The 25,824-nt window shown below is 62.1% G+C and carries 19 protein-coding genes and 3 tRNA genes; 16 read left to right on the forward strand and 6 right to left on the reverse strand.

What is annotated here, in order from left to right:
* Positions 1–13 precede the first annotated feature (13 nt).
* From HXS66_RS11870 to eno, 4 genes are all read left to right on the forward strand, one after another.
* Positions 14–1,429 carry an FAD-dependent oxidoreductase gene (locus HXS66_RS11870; RefSeq protein WP_176503611.1) on the forward strand — a complete coding sequence of 472 codons (1,416 nt, stop codon included), beginning with the start codon at positions 14–16 and terminating at the stop codon, positions 1,427–1,429.
* A gap of 193 nt (positions 1,430–1,622) precedes the next feature.
* Positions 1,623–3,263, forward strand: a complete 1,641-nt coding sequence (locus HXS66_RS11875) for a CTP synthase (RefSeq protein ID WP_077377963.1) — start codon at positions 1,623–1,625, stop codon at positions 3,261–3,263.
* Between the two features lie 135 nt (positions 3,264–3,398).
* A complete protein-coding gene (gene kdsA, locus HXS66_RS11880; RefSeq protein ID WP_176503612.1) occupies positions 3,399–4,250 on the forward strand; it encodes a 3-deoxy-8-phosphooctulonate synthase in 852 nt (283 codons plus the stop codon).
* Between the two features lie 102 nt (positions 4,251–4,352).
* Positions 4,353–5,642, forward strand: a complete 1,290-nt coding sequence (gene eno / locus HXS66_RS11885) for a phosphopyruvate hydratase (protein WP_077377968.1) — start codon at positions 4,353–4,355, stop codon at positions 5,640–5,642.
* A gap of 1,213 nt (positions 5,643–6,855) precedes the next feature.
* On the opposite strand, the gene fdxA is transcribed toward eno, so the two are convergent.
* Entirely contained in the window at positions 6,856–7,179 is a 324-nt protein-coding gene (fdxA, locus tag HXS66_RS11890; RefSeq protein ID WP_077377971.1) for a ferredoxin FdxA, read from the reverse strand.
* Positions 7,180–7,431: 252 nt separating this feature from the next.
* The gene (gene mutS / locus HXS66_RS11895) at positions 7,432–10,011 is read right to left on the reverse strand and encodes a DNA mismatch repair protein MutS (RefSeq protein WP_077378198.1); all 2,580 of its coding nucleotides are present in this window, start codon (positions 10,009–10,011) and stop codon (positions 7,432–7,434) included.
* Positions 10,012–10,179: 168 nt separating this feature from the next.
* Here mutS and HXS66_RS11900 point away from each other — a divergent pair, with 168 nt between their 5' ends.
* From HXS66_RS11900 to HXS66_RS11940, 9 genes are all read left to right on the forward strand, one after another.
* Positions 10,180–10,701: a CinA family protein gene (locus HXS66_RS11900; protein WP_084207843.1), complete on the forward strand. Its 522-nt coding sequence runs from the start codon at positions 10,180–10,182 to the stop codon at positions 10,699–10,701.
* 231 nt (positions 10,702–10,932) lie between these two features.
* Positions 10,933–11,994, forward strand: coding sequence for a recombinase RecA (recA, locus tag HXS66_RS11905; RefSeq protein WP_077377977.1), 1,062 nt, complete (start codon positions 10,933–10,935; stop codon positions 11,992–11,994).
* A gap of 147 nt (positions 11,995–12,141) precedes the next feature.
* A complete protein-coding gene (locus HXS66_RS11910; RefSeq protein WP_255303222.1) occupies positions 12,142–12,780 on the forward strand; it encodes a regulatory protein RecX in 639 nt (212 codons plus the stop codon).
* A gap of 248 nt (positions 12,781–13,028) precedes the next feature.
* On the forward strand, positions 13,029–15,632 hold the full coding sequence (alaS, locus tag HXS66_RS11915) for an alanine--tRNA ligase (protein WP_176503613.1): 2,604 nt from the start codon (positions 13,029–13,031) through the stop codon (positions 15,630–15,632).
* 109 nt (positions 15,633–15,741) lie between these two features.
* Positions 15,742–16,989 (forward strand): aspartate kinase, encoded by a 1,248-nt coding sequence (locus tag HXS66_RS11920; protein WP_077377982.1) that lies wholly within the window; start codon positions 15,742–15,744, stop codon positions 16,987–16,989.
* A gap of 362 nt (positions 16,990–17,351) precedes the next feature.
* A complete protein-coding gene (gene csrA / locus HXS66_RS11925) occupies positions 17,352–17,543 on the forward strand; it encodes a carbon storage regulator CsrA (RefSeq protein WP_043332937.1) in 192 nt (63 codons plus the stop codon).
* A 474-nt stretch (positions 17,544–18,017) separates the two neighbouring features.
* Positions 18,018–18,110: transfer RNA gene (locus HXS66_RS11930), tRNA-Ser, on the forward strand.
* Positions 18,111–18,132: 22 nt separating this feature from the next.
* A tRNA-Arg gene (locus HXS66_RS11935) sits at positions 18,133–18,209 on the forward strand.
* Between the two features lie 93 nt (positions 18,210–18,302).
* Positions 18,303–18,379: transfer RNA gene (locus HXS66_RS11940), tRNA-Arg, on the forward strand.
* A 207-nt stretch (positions 18,380–18,586) separates the two neighbouring features.
* Here HXS66_RS11940 and HXS66_RS11945 read toward each other — a convergent pair.
* Positions 18,587–19,609: a tRNA-dihydrouridine synthase gene (locus tag HXS66_RS11945; protein WP_176503639.1), complete on the reverse strand. Its 1,023-nt coding sequence runs from the start codon at positions 19,607–19,609 to the stop codon at positions 18,587–18,589.
* A gap of 254 nt (positions 19,610–19,863) precedes the next feature.
* On the opposite strand from HXS66_RS11945, the gene HXS66_RS11950 reads away from it, so the two are divergent.
* The 3 genes from HXS66_RS11950 to HXS66_RS11960 all read left to right on the forward strand — a co-directional run bounded on the left by HXS66_RS11950 (position 19,864) and on the right by HXS66_RS11960 (position 23,554).
* Positions 19,864–20,130, forward strand: a complete 267-nt coding sequence (locus HXS66_RS11950) for an OadG family protein (RefSeq protein ID WP_084207845.1) — start codon at positions 19,864–19,866, stop codon at positions 20,128–20,130.
* A gap of 204 nt (positions 20,131–20,334) precedes the next feature.
* Complete coding sequence (oadA, locus tag HXS66_RS11955; RefSeq protein WP_077377989.1) at positions 20,335–22,164, forward strand: sodium-extruding oxaloacetate decarboxylase subunit alpha; 1,830 nt, start codon at positions 20,335–20,337, stop codon at positions 22,162–22,164.
* A gap of 70 nt (positions 22,165–22,234) precedes the next feature.
* Positions 22,235–23,554 carry a sodium ion-translocating decarboxylase subunit beta gene (locus HXS66_RS11960; RefSeq protein WP_077377992.1) on the forward strand — a complete coding sequence of 440 codons (1,320 nt, stop codon included), beginning with the start codon at positions 22,235–22,237 and terminating at the stop codon, positions 23,552–23,554.
* 85 nt (positions 23,555–23,639) lie between these two features.
* Here the strand turns inward: HXS66_RS11960 and HXS66_RS11965 are convergent, their stop codons facing one another.
* The 3 genes from HXS66_RS11965 to HXS66_RS11975 are packed head-to-tail and all read right to left on the reverse strand — an operon-like array spanning position 23,640 to position 25,794.
* Complete coding sequence (locus HXS66_RS11965) at positions 23,640–24,755, reverse strand: metal-dependent hydrolase (protein WP_176503614.1); 1,116 nt, start codon at positions 24,753–24,755, stop codon at positions 23,640–23,642.
* Between the two features lie 50 nt (positions 24,756–24,805).
* Entirely contained in the window at positions 24,806–25,390 is a 585-nt protein-coding gene (locus HXS66_RS11970) for a DNA-3-methyladenine glycosylase I (RefSeq protein WP_084207848.1), read from the reverse strand.
* Positions 25,390–25,794, reverse strand: coding sequence for a DoxX family protein (locus HXS66_RS11975; RefSeq protein ID WP_077378001.1), 405 nt, complete (start codon positions 25,792–25,794; stop codon positions 25,390–25,392). Before HXS66_RS11975 ends, HXS66_RS11970 begins: the two co-directional genes overlap by 1 nt.
* Positions 25,795–25,824: the final 30 nt, after the last annotated feature.

Raw genomic sequence — 25,824 nt, forward strand, 5'->3', positions numbered from 1 at the left:
GAGAGGATTCATCATGGCCAATCAGCTCGCCAACGACTTCCAGTTCATCGATGTGGGTCGTCAGGACCCGCAGAAGAAAGATGCTCGCGTGCGTGCCCGCGAGTTCAACGAGATATACGCCGAGTTCAAGCCGGTGGAAGCGGCCAGTCAGGCGCATCGCTGCCTGGGTTGCGGCAACCCCTACTGTGAGTGGAAGTGTCCGGTACACAACTACATCCCCAACTGGCTGAAGCTGGTCTCCGAGGGCAACATCCTCGAGGCTGCGGAGCTTTCGCACCAGACCAACTCGCTGCCCGAAGTCTGTGGGCGCGTCTGCCCGCAGGATCGTCTCTGTGAAGGCGACTGCACCCTGAATGATGGCTTCGGTGCCGTCACCATCGGTTCGGTCGAGAAGTACATCACCGACACCGCCTTCGCGATGGGTTGGCGCCCCGACATGTCCAAGGTCAGCTGGACGGACAAGCGCGTCGCCATCATCGGTGCCGGCCCGGCGGGTCTGGGTGCCGCCGATATCCTGGTGCGCAACGGTGTGCGTCCGGTGATCTATGATCGTCATCCGGAGATCGGTGGGTTGCTGACCTTCGGTATCCCGGAGTTCAAGCTCGAGAAGGGCGTGATGACGCGCCGCCGCGAGATCTTCGAAGAGATGGGCATGGAGTTCCGTCTCAATGTCGAGGTCGGTCGTGACATCGGCTTCGATGCCCTGCTCGAGGAATACGATGCCGTCTTCCTGGGAATGGGCACCTACAACGCCATGAGCGGCGGTTTCCCGGGCGAGGATCTTCCGGGGGTTCACAAGGCGCTCGACTTCCTGATCGCCAACGTCAATCATTGCCTGGGCTTCGAGAAGGATCCGGCCGATTACGTCTCGATGGAAGGCAAGAAGGTCGTGGTGCTCGGCGGTGGTGATACCGCGATGGACTGCAACCGCACTTCCATCCGTCAGGGCGCGGCTACCGTGACCTGTGCCTACCGTCGCGACGAGGCCAACATGCCGGGCTCGCGTCGTGAGGTGACCAATGCTCGTGAGGAAGGCGTCGACTTCCTGTTCAATCGCCAGCCGGTGGCGGTGGTCGGTGAGGGCAAGGTCGAGGGCGTCAAGGTCGTGCGTACCCGCATGGGTGAACCGGACGCCAACGGGCGCCAGCGCCCGGAAGTGGTGCCGGGTTCCGAAGAGATCCTGCCGGCGGATGCCGTCATCGTCGCCTTCGGCTTCCAGGCCAGTCCTGCCCCGTGGTTCACCGATTTTGATATCGGGGTCGATGAGCGTGGGCGCATCGCGACCAGTGCCGAGCGACTCGCCTTCCAGACCACCAATCCCAAGGTGTTCGCCGGTGGTGACATGGTGCGCGGTTCCGATCTGGTGGTGACCGCCATTGATGAAGGTCGCCGGGCCGCAGAAGGGATTCTCGATTTCCTGGAAGTGTAAGGAGATCGCAGTATCACGTATCAGGCCCGCCACGGCGGGCCTGATACGTTGGGCGGGTGCCCGTGGCGGCGTCACCAAGGATGGATGGAGTGGCAATCAAATTGAGCCGGAGCAGCCTTTCCGCTAGACTGGCGACCCATCCTGATCCGTTCCCCCGGATCTCTCCTACAGCTCACGTTTTCGGCAGGTTTCCATGACACGATTTATCTTCGTGACGGGCGGCGTTGTGTCCTCGCTTGGCAAGGGCATCGCATCCGCTTCGCTGGCGGCTATTCTCGAGGCCCGTGGCCTCAAGGTCACCATTCTCAAGCTGGATCCGTACATCAACGTCGATCCGGGCACCATGAGCCCGTTCCAGCACGGCGAAGTCTTTGTCACTGAAGATGGCGCGGAAACCGATCTGGACCTCGGTCACTACGAGCGCTTCATCCGCTCGCGCATGACCCAGGGCAACAACTTCACCACCGGCCGTGTCTACGAGCACGTGCTGCGCAAGGAGCGCCGCGGCGACTACCTGGGTGGAACGGTTCAGGTCATCCCGCACATCACCGACGAGATCAAGCGTCGCGTGATCGCTGGCGGTGAAGGCTATGACGTCGCGCTGGTCGAGATCGGTGGCACCGTCGGTGACATCGAGTCCCTGCCATTCCTGGAGTCGATCCGTCAGTTGCGCGCCCAGCTGGGTAGCGAGCGTGCCATCTTCATGCACCTCACGCTGGTGCCGTACATCAAGACGGCTGGTGAGACCAAGACCAAGCCGACCCAGCACAGCGTCAAGGAGCTGCGCTCCATCGGTATCCAGCCGGATATCCTGATCTGCCGCAGCGAAGTCGAGATCGAGGAAAGCGAGCGTCGCAAGATCTCGCTGTTCACCAATGTCGAGGAACGTGCTGTCGTGTCGCTGCAGGATGCCGACACCATCTATCGTATTCCGCTGATGTTGCATGAAGCCGGTCTCGATGAGATTGTCTGCGACAAGCTGCGCCTGGAGGCCAAAGAGGCCGACATGTCCGAGTGGGTGTCGGTACTGGATGCCAAGCTCAACCCGCTCAAGACCATCAACATCGCGATGGTCGGCAAGTACATGGAGCTACTGGACGCCTACAAGTCCCTGAACGAGGCACTGATTCATGCCGGTATCCAGGGACGTGTGAAGGTCAACGTCGACTTCATCGATTCCGAAGAGATCGAGCGCAACGGTACCGATCGTCTGATCGGCAAGGACGCGGTGCTGGTGCCGGGCGGTTTCGGCGAGCGGGGTGTGGAAGGCAAGATCGCCACCGCACGCTTCGCACGTGAGAACAAGGTGCCGTATCTGGGTATCTGTCTGGGCATGCAGGTCGCGGTCATCGAGTTTGCCCGCAACGTGGCAGGCTGGACTGATGCGAACTCCACCGAGTTCACTCACGACACCCAGCACCCGGTGGTCGGTCTGATCACTGAATGGCTGACGCCGGAAGGCAAGATCGAGACCCGTGACGCGGCATCCGACCTGGGCGGCACCATGCGTCTGGGCGGTCAGGCCTGTCGTCTGCTCAACGGCTCCAAGGCGCATCAGGCCTATGGCAGCGATGAGATCGTCGAGCGTCACCGCCACCGCTATGAGGTCAACGACCAGTTCGTGCCGGCGCTGGAAGAGGCCGGTCTGATCTTCTCGGGCCGCAGCGTCGACAACTCGCTGGTCGAGATGGTCGAGCTGCCGGACCACCCGTGGTTCGTGGCGTGTCAGTTCCACCCGGAGTTCACTTCCACCCCGCGTGATGGTCACCCGCTGTTCTCCGGCTTCGTGAATGCGGCGCTCAATCACAAGGCGGCGCGGACTCGCGGCGAGTGATAGGGTGATCGCCGGGCGTCACGCCAGAGTGGCGCCCGTGGGTCTTTTCCGCGGCGGCTCATCAAGAATGTCCGGCAGGCAAGGGCATCGCGGCTGAGCCGCCGGTGGGCAACGTTTTTGATGGACGGTGCAGTGATGAGCAACGAACAACGCGTGATCGAATTTGCAGGCCTGCAAGTCGCCAATGATCGGCCGATGACGCTTTTCGGTGGCATGAACGTGCTGGAATCGCGTGAGCTGGCACTGGAAGTCGCCGAGCAATACGTCGAGGTGACATCGCGCCTCGGCATGCCGTACGTCTTCAAGGCCAGCTTCGACAAGGCCAATCGCAGCTCCATGCACTCCTATCGCGGGCCGGGGATGGAGAAGGGGCTCGAGATCCTCGCCGAGATCAAGTCGCGCTTTGGCGTGCCGATCATCACTGACGTCCACGAGCCTCATCAGGCAGCTGCCGTGGCCGAAGTGGCCGATGTCATCCAGCTGCCCGCCTTCCTGGCGCGCCAGACGGATCTGGTCGTGGCCATGGCGCGCACCGGTGCCATCATCAACGTCAAGAAGCCGCAGTTCCTGGCCCCGCACGAAATGCGCCATATCGTCGCCAAGTGCGGTGAAGCGGGCAATGACCGGATTCTGCTGTGCGAGCGCGGCTCCAGCTTCGGCTACAACAATCTGGTGGTCGACATGCTCGGCATGGCCGAGATGAAGGATACGGGGCTGCCGGTGCTGTTCGATGTCACCCACTCGCTGCAACGCCCGGGTGGGCGGGCCGATTCTGCCGGTGGTCGTCGTGAGCAGGTCTTCGATCTGGCCCGTTCCGGCGTGGCGCTGGGGCTGGCAGGCCTGTTCCTCGAGGCACATCCGGACCCGGACAACGCCAAGTGTGACGGCCCCTGCGCATTGCCGCTGGATCAGCTCGAACCCTTCCTGCGCCAGCTGCAATCGCTGGATTCGCTGGTGAAGGGCTTTGCGCCGCTGGATATTCGCTGAACATGACTACTGGCCGTTCACTACCCTGTGAGCGGCCTTTTTGCGCTATGGGCAAGATGCCCGTCGTGGTGTTTCAATCCCCCGTGTAGAGGACGACACAAGATGGCCAATATCGTCGAAATCCGCGCCCTTGAGGTGCTCGATTCCCGTGGTAACCCGACCGTACAGGCCGAGGTCGTGCTGGAAGGTGGACAACGTGCCAGCGCCTGCGCGCCTTCCGGTGCCTCCACCGGTTCGCGCGAAGCGCTGGAATTGCGTGATGGCGACAAGAGCCGTTATCTGGGCAAGGGCGTACTGAAGGCAGTCGAAGCCGTCAATGGCCCGATCCGCGAGCGTCTCGTGGGCATGGATGCACTGGACCAGCGTGCGCTGGATGACGCCATGCTGGCGCTGGATGGCACCGAGAACAAGGAATCGCTGGGTGCCAATGCGATCCTCGCGGTCTCCCTGGCCGCAGCCAAGGCAGCTGCCCAGGCCAAGGGCATCGAGCTCTACGCTCACATCGCCGAGCTCTACGGTCAGCCGGGCAAGTACTCCATGCCGGTGCCGATGATGAACATCATCAATGGCGGCGAGCATGCCGACAACAATGTCGACATCCAGGAGTTCATGGTCCAGCCGGTCGGCGCGCCGACCTTCCGTGAAGCGCTACGCACCGGCGCCGAGATCTTCCACGCGCTCAAGAAGGTCCTGCAGGGCCGCGATCTGAGCACTTCCGTGGGCGACGAAGGTGGTTTCGCACCGAACCTTGCCTCCAATGCCGAAGCGCTGGCGGTCATCAAGCAGGCGGTCAGCGATGCGGGCTACACGCTGGGCACTGACGTGACCCTGGCGCTGGATTGTGCCTCCTCCGAGTTCTACAAGGATGGCCAGTACAACCTGTCTGGTGAAGGCAAGAGCTTCGATGCACGTGGTTTCGTCGACTACCTGGCCGAGCTGGCGGACGAATACCCCATCGTGTCCATCGAAGACGGCATGGACGAGTCTGACTGGGAAGGCTGGAAACTGCTGACCGACAAGCTCGGCGACAAGGTGCAGCTGGTCGGTGATGACCTGTTCGTCACCAACACGCGCATCCTGAGCCGTGGTATCGATGAAGGCATCGGCAACTCCATCCTGATCAAGTTCAACCAGATCGGTTCACTGTCCGAGACCCTGGATGCGATCAAGATGGCGCAGGCCGCTGGCTTCACTGCGGTCATCTCCCACCGCAGTGGCGAGACCGAAGACACCACCATCGCCGACCTCGCCGTGGGTACCTGTGCCGGGCAGATCAAGACCGGTTCTCTGTGCCGCTCTGACCGTGTCGCCAAGTACAACCGCCTGCTGGTGATCGAGCAGCAGCTGGGCGATGTCGCCTACAATGGCCTGAAAGAGATCAAGGGCCAGTAAACAGGCGACAGGCTTGTGGATGCCGTCTTGGTCGTCGGCATCCACAACGCTTCCACATGACGGGGTCGTACCTTCGGGTACGGCCCCGTCGTGCGTTACACGTGCTGTCCGCGCAGGTTGCGTCTCAAGTACGTGGACTTTCCCCATCTCTGCAGTCAGTTCATGTAAGCCTTTTCCTACAAGATATGCAGGACATAGAGGATAACTGCTGCACTCCGGATACGTGTTCAATCGTATGTTTTTCTATAGATCACTGTTTTAAAACAGTTTTATCTAAAAGCTTCCTTGTTTGTCCCGATGCGTCTGAGCGGTTTGGCTAGTTGCCTGATGACGGCTTGCTGACCAGAATAGCGTCATGGAAGCGGGATGCGGCGGGACACCGCACCCTTGAGCAGGATGCTCTTGATGATCTTCCAGGGAGTATGTCGGGCAGGATGCCCGACTCGTCTGAACAGGATGTTCAGCGAACAGGAACCGTCAAGGATGACGGAAGCAGCAGCACTGCATGACATCTTGCCCGAGGAGCGGGCAGGAATTGGCCAGGGACCACGGATGAATGGCCAGGTACAGGAAGTACCGGATCAGGAAGATCCAGAGTGACGGTATCGTCATTGGCAGCGGACGCGCAATCACGACAGGGATGGTTGATGGGGCTCGACCCGATATGCAGTCAGGAAGCTCGCCTTCACAGGAGTGACGGATGACGGGACATCATCCGTGTCAGGCAGACGAGGCAATCAGCGGCAGAATCTCGACGGCAGGATGCCGAGGCAAGGATGTCAGATCACGGAACATCATGAGACTGTCAGCTGAGGCAGGTCAGGAGCGGCACGGGCAGGATGCCGGGCAATGCATCTGCGATGCAGTTGCATGAGCAGGACAGCAGGGCAGGCAATAAGCAGAAACGGGCATTGTGGTGGGACAGCTGCGCAAGCAGTGCCACAATGCCCCATGCGTGACGGTGCGCTCTGAATGGCAGGATGCCATGACGGGCAGGGACAGCACCCAGGAACACGATCCAGGACGGATCGACAGGGACACGCTTGGAGCGGGCGACCTTTCGGGGTTGCCCTTTTTTGTGCCTTTTTTTCGGCCCCACCCGCCGGGCTGGCTGACCATGAGCGCTCAAGACGAAGACGGCAGCCACCCCTGAGGGAGTGGCTGCCGTCTTGATGAGAACCTGGTGCTTGCCCGGTCAGGTCGGGCAGGGCATTTACTGCTCCAGGTATTCGAGCTTGCCTTCGACACCATCCCACTTCTCAGCGTCTTCCATGGCGTCCTTCTTCTCGCTGATGTTCGGCCACACTTCGGCCAGATCGGCATTCAGCTCGATGAATTCCTTCTGATTCTCCGGCACTTCGTCCTCGGAGAAGATGGCTTCCGCGGGACACTCCGGCTCGCACAGAGCGCAGTCGATGCACTCGTCCGGGTTGATGACCAGGAAGTTGGGGCCTTCATAGAAGCAATCGACCGGGCAGACCTCCACGCAGTCAGTGTATTTGCAGCGGATGCAGTTCTCGGTGACGATGAATGCCATCTGGGTCTCCTGACGCGGGTCGGCGTCTCTCGTAGGTCGTGGTCCAGCGCCACTCTGTGCCGTCTGAGCGGCATCTTGAGTTTCAGGTTATAAGCGGCGCGAGTGTTATAAGGCGTTATTCTAGTGGCGCTCTGCCGCCCTCGCAATCAGCGTGGGCGGATCGTTTTGGAATGGTGCTATGCCCATCGCGCACTGTCGAGTGTCGGCAGGCGCATGGTGTCATGCGACTTGTCAGTCGACTCACTCCGCCGCTTACTGGATCTTGCGCCATTCATAGATGAGTTCCAGTGCCCGCTTGGGGCTCAGGTCATCCGGGTCCAGCTGGGTCAAGGCTTCGACGATCGGGTGAGGCGGTGCCGCGAAGAGATCATTCTGCTGCGGTACTGGCTGGCCGAGTGCATCTTCACGGGCAACCTGCGGACGATCGACCTCCTGCTGCTCGAGACTGGTCAATTTCTCACGTGCACGCAGGATGACGTTCTGCGGGACCCCGGCCAGCTGGGCAACCTGCAGGCCATAACTCTGGCTTGCCGGCCCCTCCTCGACACGGTGCATGAAGACGATGCCATCGCCATGCTCTGCGGCGGTCAGGTGAACGTTGGCCACGCCATCGACGTGCTCGGGGAGTGCCGTCATCTCGAAATAATGGGTCGCGAACAGCGTGAAGGCGCGCGTGCGGGCCAGGTGCTCGGCGCTTGCCCAGGCCAATGACAGGCCATCGAAGGTCGAGGTGCCGCGACCGATCTCATCCATCAGCACCAGACTCTCGTCGGTGGCGTTGTGCAGGATGCTGGCAGTCTCGGTCATCTCGACCATGAAGGTCGAGCGGCCACCGGCCAGGTCATCCGAGGAGCCGATACGCGTGAAGATGCGATCCAGCGGGCCGATGCAGGCGCGAGCGGCGGGTACGAAGCTGCCGGTATGCGCGAGCAGTGCGATCAGCGCGGTCTGACGCATGTAGGTGGATTTACCGCCCATGTTGGGGCCGGTGATCACCAGCATGCGGCGCGCATCGTCAAAGCGCACGTCGTTGGGCACGAAGGGGTGGTCGCTGACATGTTCCACCACCGGGTGGCGGCCGCCTTCGATGTCGATTCCCGGCGTGTCGCTGAGCTGTGGGCGGACGAAGTCAAGTGCGGCGGCGCGATCAGCGAAGGCGGTGAGCACATCCAGTGACGCCAGGGCGCGTGCCGTCTGCTGCAGGCCATCCAGTTCGGTATTCAGGTCATCCAGAAGGTGCTCATACAGCAGCTTCTCGCGGGCCAGCGACTTGGACTTGGCCGACAGCGCCTTGTCCTCGAATTCCTTGAGTTCCGGGATGATGAAGCGCTCGGCATTCTTGAGCGTCTGGCGGCGGATGTATTCCGGCGGAGCTTCCGCTGACTGGGAGCGCGGCAGCTCGATGAAGTAACCATGAACGCGGTTGTAGCCGACCTTGAGGTTGCTGATGCCGGTGCGCTCACGCTCACGGGTCTCGAGGGCCACCAGATACTGACCGGCGTTCTCGGAGAGGCCGCGATACTCGTCCAGCTCATCGTCGTAGCCATCGGCGATCACCCCGCCATCGCGCAGCACGACCGGCGGATTCTCGATCAGCGCTTCGCTGAGCATGGCCGAGAGGGCGGGGAACAGGCGGATGCCATCGCGCAGGTCATCGATGGCACTGCCTTTCTCGACGCTGGCGAGCACGGCACGCAGCTCTGGCAGTGTATTGAGGCCATCACGCAGGCGCGCCATGTCCCGCGGGCGGGCGCTGCGCAGTGCAACACGCGCCAGGATGCGCTCCACATCGCCGATCCGCTTGAGCAGGCCTTGCAGTTCGAAGGGGTAGTCACCCTCCATCAAGCGCTGCACTGCCGCCTGGCGCTGGCCGATCTGGGTCTGATCGCGCAGCGGGCGGTTGAGCCAGCGCTTGAGCAGGCGTGAGCCCATCGCGGTAGCAGTCACGTCCAATACGCTGGCCAGCGTGTTGTCGCTGCTGCCGCCAAGATTGGTGTCGATCTCGAGGTTGCGACGGCTGGCGGCATCGATCACGACCGAATCGTCGCGACTCTCGACGGCCAGCGCCGTCACGTGGGGCAGACCGGTGCGCTGCGTGTCACGCGCGTAGTCGAGCAGGGCACCAGCAGCGGTGACCGCGCAGGTCAGATGACTGCAACCGAAACCATTGAGGTCCTGAACGCCGAACTGATCGCAGAGCAGGCGCAACGCGGTCTCATGGTCGAAATGCCAGTCGCTCTGACGGGTCAGGCCCGGGCGTGAGGCAAGACTGCTTGGCAGTTCACGACTCTCGCCGACCATCAGCTCGGCGGGTGACAGACGCTGGATCTCGGCCAGCAGTTCTTCATCGCCATTGACTTCCAGTACGCTGAAGCGTCCTGAGGAAAGCTCCAGTGCCGCCAGGCCCCAGGTCTCACCGTCTCGATGCAGCGCCACCAGCAGATTGTCACGGCTGGCATCCAGAAGCGCCTCGTCATGCAGGGTGCCCGGTGTGACGATGCGCACCACCTTGCGCTCGACGGGGCCCTTGGTGGTCGCGGGATCGCCGATCTGCTCGCAGATGGCCACGGATTCGCCCATTTTCACCAGGCGTGCCAGGTAACCCTCGGCGCTGTGATAAGGCACCCCTGCCATGGGAATGGGGGAGCCGCCGGAGCTGCCACGTGCCGTCAGGGTGATGTCGAGCAGTTGCGCGGCTCGCTTGGCGTCCTCATGGAACAGCTCATAGAAGTCGCCCATGCGATAGAACAGCAGCACACCGGGGTGCTCGCGTTTGATCTTCATGTACTGCGCCATCATCGGCGTCATCTGGGGCGCGCTGTTCTTGGCCATGGCCATGGACTTCCTTGACTGCACTGCAATGGGAAAAAGACGCACATGCGAGAACACGGCATGCGGGATGCGCGATATTCTACGGACTGGCGCGGCCGGCTCCAATGCCTGTGATGCCTCCTGCTCGCTTCCCTTTTCCTCAGACCACTTCTAGAAAGGAGTTCGTTCATGGCCCGATTGACGGATACGACGTCCGAGGCACCGGATGCGAATGCACTGGCCGAGCAGCTGCAAGCGCTGGCATTGGCGCGCGGAGTCCAGATCACTGCTGCAGAGTCATGCACCGGGGGCGGCGTGAGTGCCGCGATCACGGCGATTTCCGGTAGCTCCGGCTATTTCGAGGCGGGCTATGTGACGTACTCGAATGCGGCCAAGCGGCGTCTGCTCGGCGTCAGCGAAGCATCGCTCGCGGACTTCGGGGCAGTCTCCGAGGCCGTCGTGCGCGAGATGGTCAAGGGAGCGTGTCGTGACAGCGGTGCCGAATTGGGGGTGGCAATCAGTGGTGTGGCGGGTCCGGGAGGCGGCAGTGAAGAAAAGCCCGTGGGGACGGTGTGGCTGGCATGGGGCAGTGAGGCGCGACAGCAGGCGCGGTGTTTCCACTTTCCGGGAGACCGGCAGGCCGTGCGCGACGCCGCCGTGAGGGTGGCATTGCAAGGCTTGATCGAATGCGTGGAAGCCTGGCAGGGCTGAACTGGTGAGGCTCGAGACGCATGCAACCCTCTGCGTTGAGACTGCTGCCTGAAAAAGCGCATCACCGGACTGGCAGAACGATGAAACATGCGGCATCATACTGTCCATGTATACAGGGTTTTGCCATGACAGCCCAGCCGCTAGGCTGACAGTTTCTGCATCACCCGAAGCTTGAGAATTTCCTATTTCAGGTGGTTGCCCATGCGGCGCCGCCGTTCGACAGGAGGCCACATGGCACAGGACGACAATCGTACCAAGGCGCTGAACGCGGCGCTGTCCCAGATCGAGCGCCAGTTCGGCAAGGGCGCCGTCATGCGCATGGGCGATGCCCCGCGTGTGGCCATCCCGTCGGTATCCACCGGGTCTCTGGGCCTGGATATCGCGCTCGGCATCGGTGGCCTGCCTTTCGGTCGAGTGGTCGAGATCTACGGTCCGGAATCCTCGGGCAAGACGACACTGACGCTCTCGGTCATCGCCCAGGCCCAGAAGCAGGGCAAGGTGTGTGCCTTCATCGATGCCGAGCACGCGCTGGATCCGTCCTACGCCGAGAAGCTGGGCGTCAATCTGGACGAGATGCTGGTCTCCCAGCCGGATACCGGTGAGCAGGCACTCGAGATCGTCGACATGCTGGTGCGTTCCGGTGGTGTCGACGTCATCATCGTCGATTCCGTGGCAGCCCTGACGCCGCGTGCCGAGATCGAGGGTGAGATGGGTGACTCCCACGTCGGCCTGCAGGCGCGTCTGATGTCCCAGGCGCTGCGCAAGGTGACGGGTCACATCAAGAATGCCAACTGCATGGTGGTGTTCATCAACCAGATCCGCATGAAGATCGGGGTGATGTTCGGTAGCCCGGAAACCACCACCGGTGGTAACGCGCTGAAGTTCTACTCGAGTGTCCGTCTCGACATCCGTCGTACCGGCTCCGTGAAGTCCGGCGATGAAGTCACCGGTAACGAGACTCGCGTCAAGGTCGTGAAGAACAAGGTCGCGCCGCCGTTCCGCCAGGCCGAGTTCCAGATTCTCTACGGCAAGGGCATCTACCACGCCGGTGAGGTCATTGATCTGGGCGTGCAGTGTGGTCTGGTCGGCAAGGCAGGTGCCTGGTACAGCTACCAGGGCAGCAAGATCGGTCAGGGCAAGGCCAACTCCGCCCAGTATCTGGAGGATAACCCCGCGATCATGGAAGAGATCGAGAGCCAGATTCGCGCCCAGCTGCTGGCTTCTCCGGAAACCAAGGAAGAGGCCAAGGAAGAAGTGGTCGCCGAAAATGAAGATGATCTGGATCTCGATTGAGACCTGCTCGAGAACGTGTTCATTGAGCGCTGATTTCAGCGCCTTTCAGTGATCTGCAGCGCCCGCCCCGTTTTCGGTGGCGGGCGCTGTGCGTTTTGCACCGGGGATTTCGCCATCTCGGGTGCCTCTCCAGAAAGGAGCGCCAACATGCACGATCAGGAAAGAGAGACCGTCGGGCCGGACTATCAGCCCCTCGATGTCGGCGCGATGACGCCGCAACGGCGTGCCCGCAATGACGCCATCGCACGTCTGGCACGCCGCGAGCACAGCCGTCGCGAGCTGCACGACTATCTCAAGGAGCGCGACTACCTGCAGACCGTCAGCGATGATGCGCTGGCGGAGCAGTCCGCGAGTGGCGAGGAGGGCGCCGAGACGCGCTTGAGTCGTGATGAGGTCGAGCTGCTGATCGAGGAAGTGCTGGAGCGTCTGGTCGAGGAAGGCCTGCAATCCGATGAGCGCTTCGCCGCCAGCTTCCTGCGGACACGGGTGCTGAGGGGGCAGGGCCCCAGGCGTATCCAGCAGGAGTTGCGCCAGCGTGGCATCGACAACGAGACGTCAGGTGCCGTGATGCGTGCTGCCTGTGATCCGGTGCCTGATGCCTTCGGACATGTTGATGCGGTGGACTTCTTCGAGCTGGCGCGCGAGACGTTGGCAAGGCGCTTTTCCTCAGCGGGCGAGGGTCACAAGGAGCGTGCGCGCCGAGAGCGCTTCCTGCTCCAGCGCGGCTTCGACTACGAGCAGTTGCGCTACGCCATGGAGTCCGCCTGGACGGAAGACGAGGCGTGAGGCCAGCCATTGCCCGGGCAATGGCTCGGAACGCGCAAACCGGTCACTCAAGCCATTTCCCCCCCTTTAGCTTGCGCGAACAGGCGTTATACTAGGTCGTCTTGCGACGGCACGGGGCAGGCGCCTTCTTTCATGCTTTTCATTGCACCTCCATGCATTCCCACATGGATGAATATGCAGAAACCATGCGGAAGTCATGCAGAAGAAGACCCCCGGAGCGTCTTTACGCACATCGCTACGGAACCTCTATGAAAAGCGCAGAAATCAGAAACGCCTTCCTGACCTATTTCGAGAAGCAGGGGCATACCATCGTTCCCACCAGTTCTCTGGTGCCGAACAACGACCCGACCCTGCTGTTCACCAACGCCGGCATGGTGCCCTTCAAGGATGTCTTCCTGGGCCGTGATCCGCGTGGCTACAGCCGTGCCACCTCCGCACAGCGCTGCGTGCGCGCCGGCGGCAAGCACAATGACCTGGACAACGTCGGTTACACCGCACGTCACCACACTTTCTTCGAGATGCTGGGCAACTTCAGCTTCGGTGACTACTTCAAGCGCGAAGCCATCCAGTTCGCCTGGAAGTTCCTGACCGAAGAGCTGGGCCTGCCGAAGGAGAAGCTGTGGGTCACCGTGCACGTCAGCGATGACGAAGCCCGTGACATCTGGTTCAACGAGGTCGGCATCGATCAGAACCGCTTCTCGCGTCTCGACGAGGACAACTTCTGGCAGATGGGCGACACCGGCCCCTGTGGTCCGTCTTCCGAGATCTTCTATGATCACGGTGAAGACGTCGCCGGTGGCCCGCCGGGCAGCCCGGACGAAGATGGCGATCGCTACATCGAGATCTGGAACCTGGTCTTCATGCAGTTCGATCGTGATGCCGAAGGCACGCTGAATCCGCTGCCCAAGCCGTCCATCGATACCGGCATGGGGCTGGAGCGCGTCGCGGCCGTGATGCAGGGCGTGCACTCCAACTACGAGATCGACCTGTTCCAGAATCTGCTGGCGGCGGCGGCCGAGATCATCGGTCACGACAACATCACCACTCCCTCGCTGCGCGTGGTGGCGGATCACATCCGTTCGTGTGCCTTCCTGATCGCCGATGGCGTGCTGCCGTCCAACGAAGGGCGTGGCTACGTGCTGCGCCGCATCATCCGCCGTGCCGTGCGTCACGGTCACAAGCTGGGCGCGCGCGGCAGCTTCTTCTACAAGCTGGTCGCGGCGCTGGATGCCGAGATGGGCGATGCCTATCCGGAACTGCGCTCTGCGCGTGAGCAGATCGAGCGTGTGCTGCTCAAGGAAGAGGAGCAGTTCGCGCGTACGCTGGAGCACGGCATGAAGCTGCTCGAGGAGGCCATCGCCGAGCTGGATGGCAATACCCTCGACGGCGAAACCATCTTCAAGCTCTACGATACCTACGGCTTCCCCTACGACCTGACCGCCGACATCTGCCGCGAGCGCGAACTGACCCTCGATGAGGCCGGTTTCGAGGCCGCGCTGGAAGCTCAGCGTGAGCGTGCACGTGCTGCCAGCAATTTCGGGGGCGACTATTCCGCCAACCTGACGCTGGAAGGCGAGACGCAATTCACCGGCTATGATCACCTCGAGGGTGAGGCGACCGTCACCGCACTGTTCGACAGCGAAGGCAATGCGCTCGAGCGTCTCGAGGCCGATACCAAGGGCATCGTGGTACTCGATACCACGCCGTTCTATGGCGAGTCCGGTGGTCAGGCGGGCGATACCGGTTATCTGCATCTGGAGGGCGGCCGTTTCCAGGTCAGCGATACCCAGAAGCAGGCCGGACATCATCTGCATCACGGTGTGCTGATCGAAGGTTCGCTCGCGGTGGGCGACGCGGTGCGTCCGCAGGTCGATGCAGATCTGCGTGCTGCCTCCGTGCGCAACCACTCCGCCACGCACCTATTGCATGAAGCGCTGCGCCAGGTGCTGGGTGAGCACGTCCAGCAGAAGGGCTCGATGGTCACGGCCGAGCGCCTGCGCTTCGACTTCAGTCACTTTGAGGCGATGACCGCAGAACAGCTCTCCGAGGTCGAGCGCATCGTCAATGCGCAGATTCTCGCCAACGCCGAGACCACCATCGAGTTCATGACTCTCGATGAAGCCAAGGCGCGCGGCGCGGCGGCACTCTTCGATGCCAAGTATGGTGAGCAGGTCCGCGTGCTGACCATCGGTCAGGATGCCTTCTCCATCGAGCTGTGTGGCGGGACTCACGTCAGGCGCAGTGGTGATATCGGTCAGATGCACATCATCGCCGAGACTGGCATCGCCTCCGGCGTGCGCCGTATCGAAGCCATCACTGGCCGTGCGGCACGTGATTTCCTGCTGGCGCAGGAAGCGACCCTGACTCGTCTGGGCGAGCGCCTCAAGGCCAAGCCGGAGCAGGTCGAGGAGCGTGTCACCAGTCTGCTTGAGCGCAACCGCGGTCTCGAGAAGGAGCTTGAGCGTCTGAAGGCCAAGCTGGCGTCCGCCTCTGCCAGTGACATGCTGAGCGACATCGCGGATGTCCAGGGGCTCAAGGTGCTGGCCAAGCAGGTCGAAGGCGTCTCCGGCAAGGAGTTGCGTGGCCTGATGGATGACCTGAAATCCAAGCTGGGTTCCGGCATTCTGGTGCTTGGCGTCGCGGATGGTGACAAGGTCAGCCTGATTGCGGGCGTCACCGATGATCTGACCTCGCGCATCAAGGCGGGTGATCTGGTGCGTCACGTGGCTGAGCAGGTCGGTGGCAAGGGCGGTGGTCGTGCTGACATGGCGCAGGCCGGTGGCAGTGATGCCGCATCGCTTCCCGGGGCACTGGCCGGCGTGCCAGCCTGGGTAGACGCCCAGCTGGGGTAAGAAGACAAGATGAAGGCCGGGCTTCTCGTGAGGAGACCCGGCCTCTTTTTGGGCCCGCATGAGTCTCATGTGGGGACAACGCAAACGGACACGGATAACGGAAACGCACATGGCGCTATACGTTCAGAAGTTCGGAGGCACTTCGGTCGGCTCGGTGGAGCGGATCAAGGCCGTCGCCGAGAAGGTCAAGCGATTCCGCGACGAAGGACATCAGGTTGTCGTGGTCGTCTCAGCCATGAGTGGCGAGACGAACCGACTGATCGGTCTCGCCAGCGAGATCAACGATGACCCGACGCCGCGCGAAATGGACATGCTGGTCTCTACCGGTGAGCAGGTGACCATCTCCCTGCTGGCCATGGCACTGCAGAAGATCGGTGTCGACGCGACCTCCTATACCGGCGCTCAGGTAGGCATTCGTACCGATAGCGCGCACACCAAGGCGCGTATCCAGCGCATCGACACCGATGACCTGCGCGAAGACCTCGATGCTGGCAAGGTCGTGGTGGTCGCTGGCTTCCAGGGGGTCGATGATGAAGGCAATATCACGACACTGGGGCGCGGTGGCTCGGATACCACCGGCGTCGCCCTGGCGGCAGCCCTCAAGGCGGACGAGTGTCAGATCTATACCGATGTCGATGGTGTCTACACCACTGATCCACGTGTGTGCTCCAAGGCACGTCGTCTGGAAACGGTGACCGTCGAGGAAATGCTGGAAATGGCGAGCCTTGGCTCCAAGATCCTGCAGATCCGTTCGGTGGAATTCGCCGGCAAGTACAATGTTCCCCTGCGTGTGCTGTCTTCCTTCGAGGATGGCCCGGGTACCCTGATCGTCGCTGAGGAAGAAGACAACATGGAAGAACCGCTGATCTCCGGCATTGCCTTCAATGTCAACGAAGCCAAGCTGACCCTGCTCAACACGCCGGACATTCCGGGTGTCGCCTCCAAGATTCTGGGCCCGATCGCCGATTCCAACATCGAGATCGACATGATCGTCCAGAACGTCTCCCCGGACGGCAATACGACCGACTTCTCCTTCACGGTGGCCAAGAGCGACTTCAAGGCGACCCAACGCATCCTCAACGAGACGGTCATTCCGTCCGTCGGCGGTGGTGAGCTCAGAGGCGATGACAATATCGCCAAGGTCTCGCTGGTCGGTGTCGGCATGCGTTCCCATGCCGGTGTCGCCTCCAAGATGTTCCGCGTGCTGGCGGAAGAGGGCATCAACATCCGCATGGTGTCCACGTCCGAGATCAAGATCTCCGTTCTGATCGACGAGAAGTTCATGGAGCTGGCCGTGCGTGCACTGCACACCGCCTTCGGCCTGGATGCGGAAGCCGTCAGCGACGAGACTGCCTGATTTGCATTGAATGATCAGCACAATGGTGCTCAGATGAAGTGACTTGCCACCCGTGGGTGGCTCGTCCTTCCGCCAGGGACTGCACTGCATGGAAGTGAGGCCCGGCAAGGAGCGCCAGGGGCCCTGCCTCATGCACCCGATACATTGGCGATCGCACCTTCTGGGGGAGAGCCGGTGTGTCGGGTGCTTTCATTCAACGAGTCATTCAGTTGATATGAAGGGGTGGTGTTGGCCGTCGGAGCATGCATGACGCATAATCTCCAAGCCTCATGCACCTCGGTGGCCGGCTCGTCCCTGCCGGTCGCTGACTTCGAATCCTGTTGCCGTCCCGGCTGTATGAATTACTGACAAGGAGATCAGTCATGCTCATCCTGACCCGTAGAGTAGGTGAAACGCTGATGATTGGTGATGACATCACCGTCACCGTGCTCGGTGTGAAGGGAAATCAGGTGCGAATCGGTGTCAACGCACCCAAGGACGTCGCCGTCCATCGTGAAGAGATCTATCAGCGTATCCAGCGCGAGAAGGAAGACAATGGTGATGCCATCGCCTGATGGCATGTCATGGCCACCAGATGGCTCCGGATACTCTCGAGAGCACCACACGAACGCCAACCACGCTGTCCACCTGGTTGGCGTTCGTGTTTCTGGCATATGGTCTGTGCGGTCCTGGCGGCCTGAGTGACTCGATCCGTTCAGGCTCAGATGCATGCGTCGGAGGCATCAGGCAGAGCTGAATGGGCGGCTGAGCGTCAAGTCAGTGTTCCATAAGGAAAAAATTCACTTTTTTCCTGGAAAGGGGGCGACAGACGACTTCTTCTTGGGTATTATTCCCGCTCCCTCGAACGAGACGCGACGACAGGCTAGCCATCGTCATGTTCTGGTTCATGCGGGGAGATTGCTTGGGGGCGCGCAGCCTCGAGCCTGTTGTCGAATGGTGATGAGATGCTCTGCATCGAAGCCAAAAAATCGACACAGGGGCTAGACAAAGCCCAATCAAATGAGTAAGATATGCGCCGTACCTGATGAGGAGAGGTGGCCGAGTGGCTGAAGGCGCTCCCCTGCTAAGGGAGTATAGGGTTTATAGCCCTATCGAGGGTTCGAATCCCTCTCTCTCCGCCATTAGGTGCAAATGCAGTAAGATGCGCCCTTAGCTCAGCTGGATAGAGTACCTGACTACGAATCAGGCGGTCGGAGGTTCGAATCCTCCAGGGCGCGCCACTGCAATGCAAGACGGTGTTGGAAAGACACAACACTCGCAAGTCAAGTCCTGAAGACATTTGAAATGCTCAGGCCACAGATTTCAAGGTTTATGCGCCCTTAGCTCAGCTGGATAGAGTACCTGACTACGAATCAGGCGGTCGGAGGTTCGAATCCTCCAGGGCGCGCCAATTGAAAAACCCGCTTCACTGAAGCGGGTTTTTCTTCGTCTGAAGAAAAGTCAGGCATCTGCGATCTCAGCCGGCATGGCCTCGATCCTTGCCTTCATGTCATGTCTGACAGTTCCCCGTTTTCCTTGACTGTGATGTCACGCCTTCAGGCGGACGATCGCTAGGGCGCCCTTTTCGCGAGGGGCGCCTTTTTTTGTTTCGGACGGATCAGGCGAGGGCGGGCAAGTCGGCGGATTCCGGCATGCGGGTCACCGATGTCAACAGACTCGGCGCCAATGCCAGCGAGGTACCTGCAACCAGACCGGTGAAGAATTCGGCGCGCCCCTTGTGGCGCTTGATGGCCTGGAAGCGATGTTCCGCTTCCTCGTTGCCACTCTGGCGCATCATGTTCATCCACTGCTTGAGCAGCGGCACCATCACCTTGTCAGGCAGATGGGCGCAGCGTTCGGCGTGGGAGAGCAGCACCTGTGCACGCTGTGTCCAGTCCGTCTCGGGCAGCAACTCCCCGGTCATCTGCCAGTGCTTGATGCGCGCCGCGAGGAAGGGGTCGGCCAGGGCGGCACGCCCCAGCATCACATCGCGACAGCCGGACAGTGAGCGAGCCCGCCAGTAGCAGGGCATGTCCCAGATGTCCCCATTGGCAACGACCGGAATGGAGAGCTCGGACGTGATCTTGCCGATCCATTCCCAGTGCGCTGGCGGACGATAGCCTTCCTGTTTGGTGCGCCCATGCACGACCAGCTGCGTGGCGCCCCCGGCCTGGGCTGCCTGAGCGCATGCCAGTGCCAGGCGACGGTCGTTGAAGCCGAGGCGAATCTTGGCCGTGACGGGTACCCCGGTGCCCTTGAGGGCATTGCGCACGCCCTCCACCGCACGAAAGACGCGGTCCGGCGAGCGCAGCAGGGCTGCGCCTCCGTCGTGACGGTTGACGGTCTTGGCCGGGCAGCCGAAGTTGATGTCTACGCTGGGTGCCCCCAGGCGTGCCGCGACGCGAGCGTTGATGCCCAGCGCCTCGGGGTCGGCACCCAACAGCTGCAATGCGACCGGTGTGTCGTGTCGTGTGCGTGCCGTCCGTGTCGGGGAGGCTTCCAGCAGCTCCGGGCAGATACGCTTGAAGACGCGAGGCGGTAGCTTGACATGCGTCACGCGCACGAATTCCGTCACACACCAGTCATAGCCGCCAAGGCCGGTGAGACATTCGCGCGTGATGTCATCAATCACGCCTTCCATCGGCGCGATGCCGATGCGGCCAGCCCGCGCGAGGGCTTGTGGGGTCAACGATGGTGTCATTGCAATTGCCGTGGAATCAGGCACTTTAAAGCGATCAACAAGCACTGAATGCCGCTGCATGGGGTGTCGACAGTGGCCAGCGACGCAACGGCGTGAACGCTTGGACGTGTCGAGCATCATCGAAGGCATGGGCAATCATCGCTCATGCCGCACCCTGATTGGCGCGATGACGAGAATGACTCGAGGACACTGGCATGCAAGAGAATGATCTGCTCGGTGAAGGCTTGAACCTGATGGTGTTCGGGATGGGGTTCGTGTTCGTGTTTCTAAGTCTGCTGGTAGTCGCCATGATGGCGATGGCCAAGCTGGTGGACCGTTTTGCGCCCGCGCCGCTACCGGCTGCACCGCGCACGACGCGCGCGCCTGTCTCGGCGGCACCTGCAGCAGAGGATGACAGCGAACTGACGGCTGTCATGGCGGCGGCGATTCACCGCTTTCGCCAGGATCATCACAAGCACTGAGATGTCGCGGAAGTCGTCGGTGCTGCTGGTACTCTCGGAGCGCCGGAGCGACACCGCAGCGAGAAAGCGGCGATTCTATCATGAGCCGTCCGGTGGGGAGACCACCTCTCGAGTGCAATATTCTGTGTGGCAGGCGCAGTGAAAGGCAAGCCTGCCGCCACGGCAGAACCCGATATCCACATTATAAAGAACAAGGGATCACTCATGGACAAGCAACCGCTGGGCATCACGGATGTGGTACTGCGCGACGCGCATCAGTCATTGCTGGCCACGCGCATGCGCCTCGATGACATGCTGCCGATCGCCGCCAAGCTGGACGACATCGGCTTCTGGTCGCTGGAGAGCTGGGGCGGCGCGACCTTCGACGCCTGCATTCGCTACCTGGGCGAAGACCCCTGGGCGCGCATACGTGCCTTGAAGGAAGCGATGCCCAAGACTCAGCAGCAGATGCTGCTGCGCGCCCAGAACCTGCTCGGCTATCGTCATTACGCCGATGACGTGGTGGATGCCTTCGTCAAGCGTGCCGCGACCAGCGGTGTCGATGTCTTCCGTGTCTTCGACGCGATGAATGACCCGCGCAACCTCGAGCGTCCGCTCAAGGCAGTGCTGGATCAGGGCAAGCATGCCCAGGGCACCATCTCCTACACCGTGAGCCCCGTGCACACGCTGGAGATGTGGGTGGAGCTGGCGCAGAAGATCGAGTCCATGGGGGCCCAGTCGCTGGCGATCAAGGACATGGCGGGCCTGCTGACGCCGTATACCGCCTTCGAGCTGGTCTCGCGCCTCAAGGCGAGCCTGTCGATCCCGATCCACATGCAGTGCCATGCCACCACCGGGCTTTCCACCGCCACGGCTCTCAAGGCCATCGAGGCGGGCATCGACAACGTCGACACCTCCATCTCCTCGATGTCGATGACCTACGGCCACAGCCCGACCGAATCGGTCGTCGCGATGCTGGCAGGCACCGAGCGCGATACCGGACTGGACCTCGAGAAGCTCGAGGATATCGCGGCCTACTTCCGCGAAGTGCGCAAGAAATACGCGGCATTCGAGGGCAGTCTGCGCGGTATCGACTCGCGCATTCTGGTCGCCCAGGTGCCGGGTGGCATGCTCACCAACATGGAAGGCCAGCTCAAGGAGCAAGGCGCCGGTGACAAGCTGGATGACGTGCTCGCCGAGATTCCGCGCGTACGCAAGGACCTGGGCTACATCCCGCTGGTGACCCCAACCTCACAGATCGTCGGCACCCAGTCGGTGATGAACGTGATGATGGGCGAGCGCTACAAGTCGATCTCCAAGGAAGTGCAGGCGTTGCTCAAGGGGGAATATGGCGCGGCGCCGGCACCCTTCGACAGCGAACTTCAGTCCCGCGTGCTGGAAGGCGCCGAGCCGATCACCTGCCGCCCGGCAGACAACCTGACGCCGGAGATGGAGCGTCTGCGTGAGGAGCTCAAGGGCAAGGCCAGGGAGGAAGGTATCGCGCTGGAGAGCGGCGAACGCGAGACCGATGACGTGCTGACCTATGCACTCTTCCCGCAGATCGGCCTCAAGTTCCTGCGCAACCGTGGCAACCCGGATGCCTTCGAGCCCGCCCCGCAGGCTGTCGATGACAAGGCATCCAAGGCCGCCGCAGCGCCGGTCTCTGGTGCTCCGGCCGTCAGTGCTCAAGGCGCGTCGAGCGGCCCGCAGACCTACACCCTGAACGTCAACGGCAAGCAGTATGTCGTCGAGGTCGCCGAAGGCGGAGACATCACCCAGGTGCAGGCCAGCGAGCCTGCGGCATCGGCTCCGGCAGCCGCGGCACCTGCCGCCCAGGCCGCCTCCGGTGAGCCGGTGAATGCGCCGCTGGCGGGCAACATCTTCAAGGTCAATGTCGCCGTCGGTGACAGCGTGGCGGAAGGAGATGTCGTGATCATTCTCGAGGCCATGAAGATGGAGACCGAGATCCGTGCCCACCAGGCCGGTACCGTCTCCGCGGTGAAGGTCAAGGAAGGCGACAGTGTCAGTGTCGGCGACGTTCTGATCACCCTCTGAGCCGGTGTGTCCGGCCCGTCGTCATGCGCGGCGGGCCGGTCGGTGATGCTCCTCTGCAAGGCGACACGACATGGACAAGATACTCAACCTCTGGCACGGCTCGGGGCTCTACAACATGAGCTTCGGCCAGCTGGCGATGATCGTCATCGGCCTTGGCCTGCTTTATCTGGCGATCCGCAAGAACTTCGAACCCCTGCTGCTGGTGCCGATCGGCTTCGGCGGCATTCTGGCCAACATCCCGGAAGCCGGGCTGGCGCTGTCTGCCGCCGAGCAGGCGGCCCATCTCGGCAAGCCGGAGCTGTTGGCTTCGATGGCCAATCTTCTCAACGTCAACATCGCCAGCCTGCCGCTGGATGAGGCACGTCACGCGGTGGAGCAGGCACTGCATGGCGAGATTCCCGCAGTGCTCAAGCAGCAGGCCAGCAACATGGCGCTGGATGGTGGCTTCTCCAACGGCATGCTGTACAGCTTCTACAGCGTGGCGATCGCTTCCGGCATCGCGCCGTTGGTGATCTTCATGGGCGTTGGGGCGATGACGGATTTCGGTCCGTTGCTGGCCAACCCCAAGACCCTGTTCCTCGGGGCGGCGGCGCAGTTCGGCATCTTCGCGACGCTGCTGGGCGCGGTGGCGTTGACCTCGATGGGGCTGATGGACTTCAGCCTGCAACAGTCGGCGGCCATCGGCATCATCGGCGGTGCGGACGGCCCGACCTCCATCTACGTCGCCAGTCTGCTGGCGCCGGAGCTGCTGGGGGCAATCGCCGTGGCGTCCTACTCCTACATGGCACTGGTGCCGATGATCCAGCCGCCGATCATGCGCGCGCTGACCACCGCCAAGGAACGCAGCCTGGTGATGACGCAGCTGCGTCCGGTCTCCAAGACCGAGAAGATCCTGTTCCCGCTGGTGCTGTTGATCATGGTGGCGATGCTGCTGCCGGACGCCGCACCGCTGCTGGGCATGTTCTGCTTCGGTAACCTGATGCGCGAGTGCGGTGTGGTGGAGCGTCTGTCGGATACCGCCCAGAACGCGCTGATCAACATCACTACCATCTTCCTGGGACTGTCGGTGGGCTCCAAGCTGCAGGCCGACAAGTTTCTGGCGGTGGAGACGCTGGGCATTCTGGCCCTCGGCGTGGTCGCCTTCGGTATCGGCACGGCCTGCGGGGTACTGATGGCCAAGCTGATGAACAAGGTCTCCAAGACACCGATCAATCCGCTGATCGGGTCGGCCGGTGTCTCGGCGGTACCGATGGCGGCACGTGTCTCCAACAAGGTCGGGCTTGAGTACAACCCGCACAACTTCCTGCTGATGCACGCGATGGGGCCGAACGTGGCCGGTGTGATCGGCTCGGCGGTGGCCGCTGGGGTGATGATCAAGTACCTCGGCTGATCCTGTCCGCAGTACTGAGACGACAACGCCCGCCATGGTTTCCATGGCGGGCGTTGTCGTCTCTCGGGCCTTCATCAGCGGCGCTTTATCTTGTCTCGGTCGAGGGGCTGGAGGGCGTGGCTGAGACGGTGCGCTGGCTTGGCTGCATGCGGGATGCCGGGTCATGGATGGCTTGCCAGAGGCTCAGCAAGGCAGCGCGATCGACACGCTGACTGGGCAGTCGCTGGCTGTCGTCCAGAGAATGCCATTCACGTGTGCTGGTCTGGCGGGCCAGCGCGAAACGGAAGGGGTGATAGCCGGGCGAGCCCAGGCGGGTATCGGTCACCGCCAGCAGCGTCTCACCCTCTGATGTCCGCTCGCGGCTCGCCCGCAGGTAGGGCGCGGCGAACCAGCGCAGACGCTGTCCATCCTCAAGCTTCCCGACCTCGGCATCCAGCGCTGGCTGGCGCGGGAAATCCCGTCGCGCCAGTGCCATCAATTGCTCGTCGGAATCGAAGACACCGACCATCCACTCGTGATCCGCCAGCGGCGTGACCACGCTGACCCGCCATAGCAGGCTGTTGAAGGGCGTGGGCTGCACCATGCGTGGGGCGTCCGCGAACCCCTGACTGGCCAATACCGGCGCCATGCGATGTTCCACCCAGCTCTTGGCGGCCAGCCCCCAGACAAGATAGAGGCTCGAGAGCATCAGGCCAGTGGCCAGCAATCGTCCTGCGTGGCCGCGTATGGCGACCCACAGGCCGGTGATCAGCAGCGGCAGGGTGTAGAGCGGGTCGATGATGAAGATGCTGGCCAGGCTCACCGGTCGGCTTGGCCATGGCCACAGCAGCTGGGTGCCATAGGTGGTGAAGGCATCCAGCAGCGGGTGCGTGATCAGACACAGCAGGCAGTAGGCGATCAGGCGGCCACGCCCCAATGGTGCCAGGCGTGGAAGACGGGCGAGCAGCCAGCCGAGCAGAATGCCCAGCAGCCCCAGTACCGGCAGGGAATGGCTGAAGCCGCGATGATGGGTGTAATTGGCGACGGCGTCGCCGTAGTCGATCATCACGTCGAGATCGGGCAGGGTGCCGAGTGCCGCTCCACCGAGCAATGCATGACGGATGGCAGCGCCGCGTCTTTCGACGGGCAAGTGTCGGATGGCGGGCGCCATGACGGCACCGCCCACGGCGGCTCCGAGGCAGATCTGGGTAAGGGAGTCCATCGGCGGGCTACCTGCGAGAGGGAAGGGGGAGTGAAGAGGACGAGCTGGTGTCAGGCATCCGCATGGATCGCCTCCAGGGCACCCGGCTCGGCCCAGCGCGGGCCGGCGTCCAGCACGCGAGCCTGTACCGGACAGTCGTCACGATGACAGCCCGGCAGATAGCCGCAGCTCATCAGCAGCTCGTTGACGATCTCGGGACCAGTGAAGCGGAAGGTCTTCTTGAACAGCTTGACCCAGGCGGACAAGGGTTGCGGATGATGGGCATCCAGCCATTGGAGAAAGCTGCCGTGCGAGTCCTTCATCTGCAGTACCACGCCCGCGTTGTGGATCACGGCATTGACCTTGAGGCGGTTGCGGATGATGCCGGCATCGCTCAACAGACGCGCGCGCTCTTCATCTCCATAGGCGGCGATACGCGCGATATCGTAATTCTCGTAGGCCTCGCGAAAGGCCTCGCGCTTCTTGAGTACCGTCAGCCAGGAAAGGCCGGCCTGGTTGATCTCCAGCACGAAACGCTCGAACAGTACCCGGTCATCGCTGACCGGGAAGCCGTATTCGTGATCATGATAGGGACCATGAATCGGGTGCTGGGGAGCATTCTCGCAATAGGTGCTGGCAGTGACGACGTCGGCCATCAGTCCTCCTGCACCGCGAAGCGGCCACTGCCGAGAAAGACGACGGCCAGTGCGCTGGCGAGGAAGAAGCCTTGCAGTTCCAATGCCCAGCCACCGGACGATGACAGGCTCAGCAGCTGCCCCATGTGAGCCACCGCAATGGCGAACAGCATGTTGGCGACGACGATCAGGCCGGCGATGCGGGCGTGCACGCCGAGGATGAGCATGATGGGCGCAATGATCTCGCCGATGTAGACCCCATAGGCCACCACGCCTGGTATCCCCATCTTCTCCAGCTCGCCGGCGATCCAGCTCAACGTGCCGCCATCACCGAGCAGTTTCGAGAGGCCGTGGAACAGCAACAGCAGTCCCAGAGTCAGGCGCAGGATCAACTTGCCGAGGTCGTCATTTTCGAGAAATTGCACGTCAGAGCTCCTTGCTCAGCGAGGGTTGCG

The sequence above is a fragment of the Cobetia sp. 5-11-6-3 genome (assembly GCF_013374055.1).
GTDB classification, from domain to species: domain Bacteria; phylum Pseudomonadota; class Gammaproteobacteria; order Pseudomonadales; family Halomonadaceae; genus Cobetia; species Cobetia marina.

Coding starts and splice junctions, on each gene's coding strand:
- fdxA (WP_077377971.1), bottom strand. CDS start 7,179: ATGGCATTCATCGTCACCGAGAACTGCATCCGCTGCAAATACACTGAC.
- recA (WP_077377977.1), top strand. CDS start 10,933: ATGGCACAGGACGACAATCGTACCAAGGCGCTGAACGCGGCGCTGTCC.
- eno (WP_077377968.1), top strand. CDS start 4,353: ATGGCCAATATCGTCGAAATCCGCGCCCTTGAGGTGCTCGATTCCCGT.
- csrA (WP_043332937.1), top strand. CDS start 17,352: ATGCTCATCCTGACCCGTAGAGTAGGTGAAACGCTGATGATTGGTGAT.
- HXS66_RS11900 (WP_084207843.1), top strand. CDS start 10,180: ATGGCCCGATTGACGGATACGACGTCCGAGGCACCGGATGCGAATGCA.
- HXS66_RS11970 (WP_084207848.1), bottom strand. CDS start 25,390: ATGGCCGACGTCGTCACTGCCAGCACCTATTGCGAGAATGCTCCCCAG.
- HXS66_RS11875 (WP_077377963.1), top strand. CDS start 1,623: ATGACACGATTTATCTTCGTGACGGGCGGCGTTGTGTCCTCGCTTGGC.
- kdsA (WP_176503612.1), top strand. CDS start 3,399: ATGAGCAACGAACAACGCGTGATCGAATTTGCAGGCCTGCAAGTCGCC.
- HXS66_RS11920 (WP_077377982.1), top strand. CDS start 15,742: ATGGCGCTATACGTTCAGAAGTTCGGAGGCACTTCGGTCGGCTCGGTG.
- HXS66_RS11950 (WP_084207845.1), top strand. CDS start 19,864: ATGCAAGAGAATGATCTGCTCGGTGAAGGCTTGAACCTGATGGTGTTC.
- HXS66_RS11870 (WP_176503611.1), top strand. CDS start 14: ATGGCCAATCAGCTCGCCAACGACTTCCAGTTCATCGATGTGGGTCGT.
- mutS (WP_077378198.1), bottom strand. CDS start 10,011: ATGGCCAAGAACAGCGCGCCCCAGATGACGCCGATGATGGCGCAGTAC.
- oadA (WP_077377989.1), top strand. CDS start 20,335: ATGGACAAGCAACCGCTGGGCATCACGGATGTGGTACTGCGCGACGCG.
- HXS66_RS11960 (WP_077377992.1), top strand. CDS start 22,235: ATGGACAAGATACTCAACCTCTGGCACGGCTCGGGGCTCTACAACATG.
- HXS66_RS11965 (WP_176503614.1), bottom strand. CDS start 24,755: ATGGACTCCCTTACCCAGATCTGCCTCGGAGCCGCCGTGGGCGGTGCC.
- HXS66_RS11910 (WP_255303222.1), top strand. CDS start 12,142: ATGCACGATCAGGAAAGAGAGACCGTCGGGCCGGACTATCAGCCCCTC.
- HXS66_RS11945 (WP_176503639.1), bottom strand. CDS start 19,609: ATGGAAGGCGTGATTGATGACATCACGCGCGAATGTCTCACCGGCCTT.
- alaS (WP_176503613.1), top strand. CDS start 13,029: ATGAAAAGCGCAGAAATCAGAAACGCCTTCCTGACCTATTTCGAGAAG.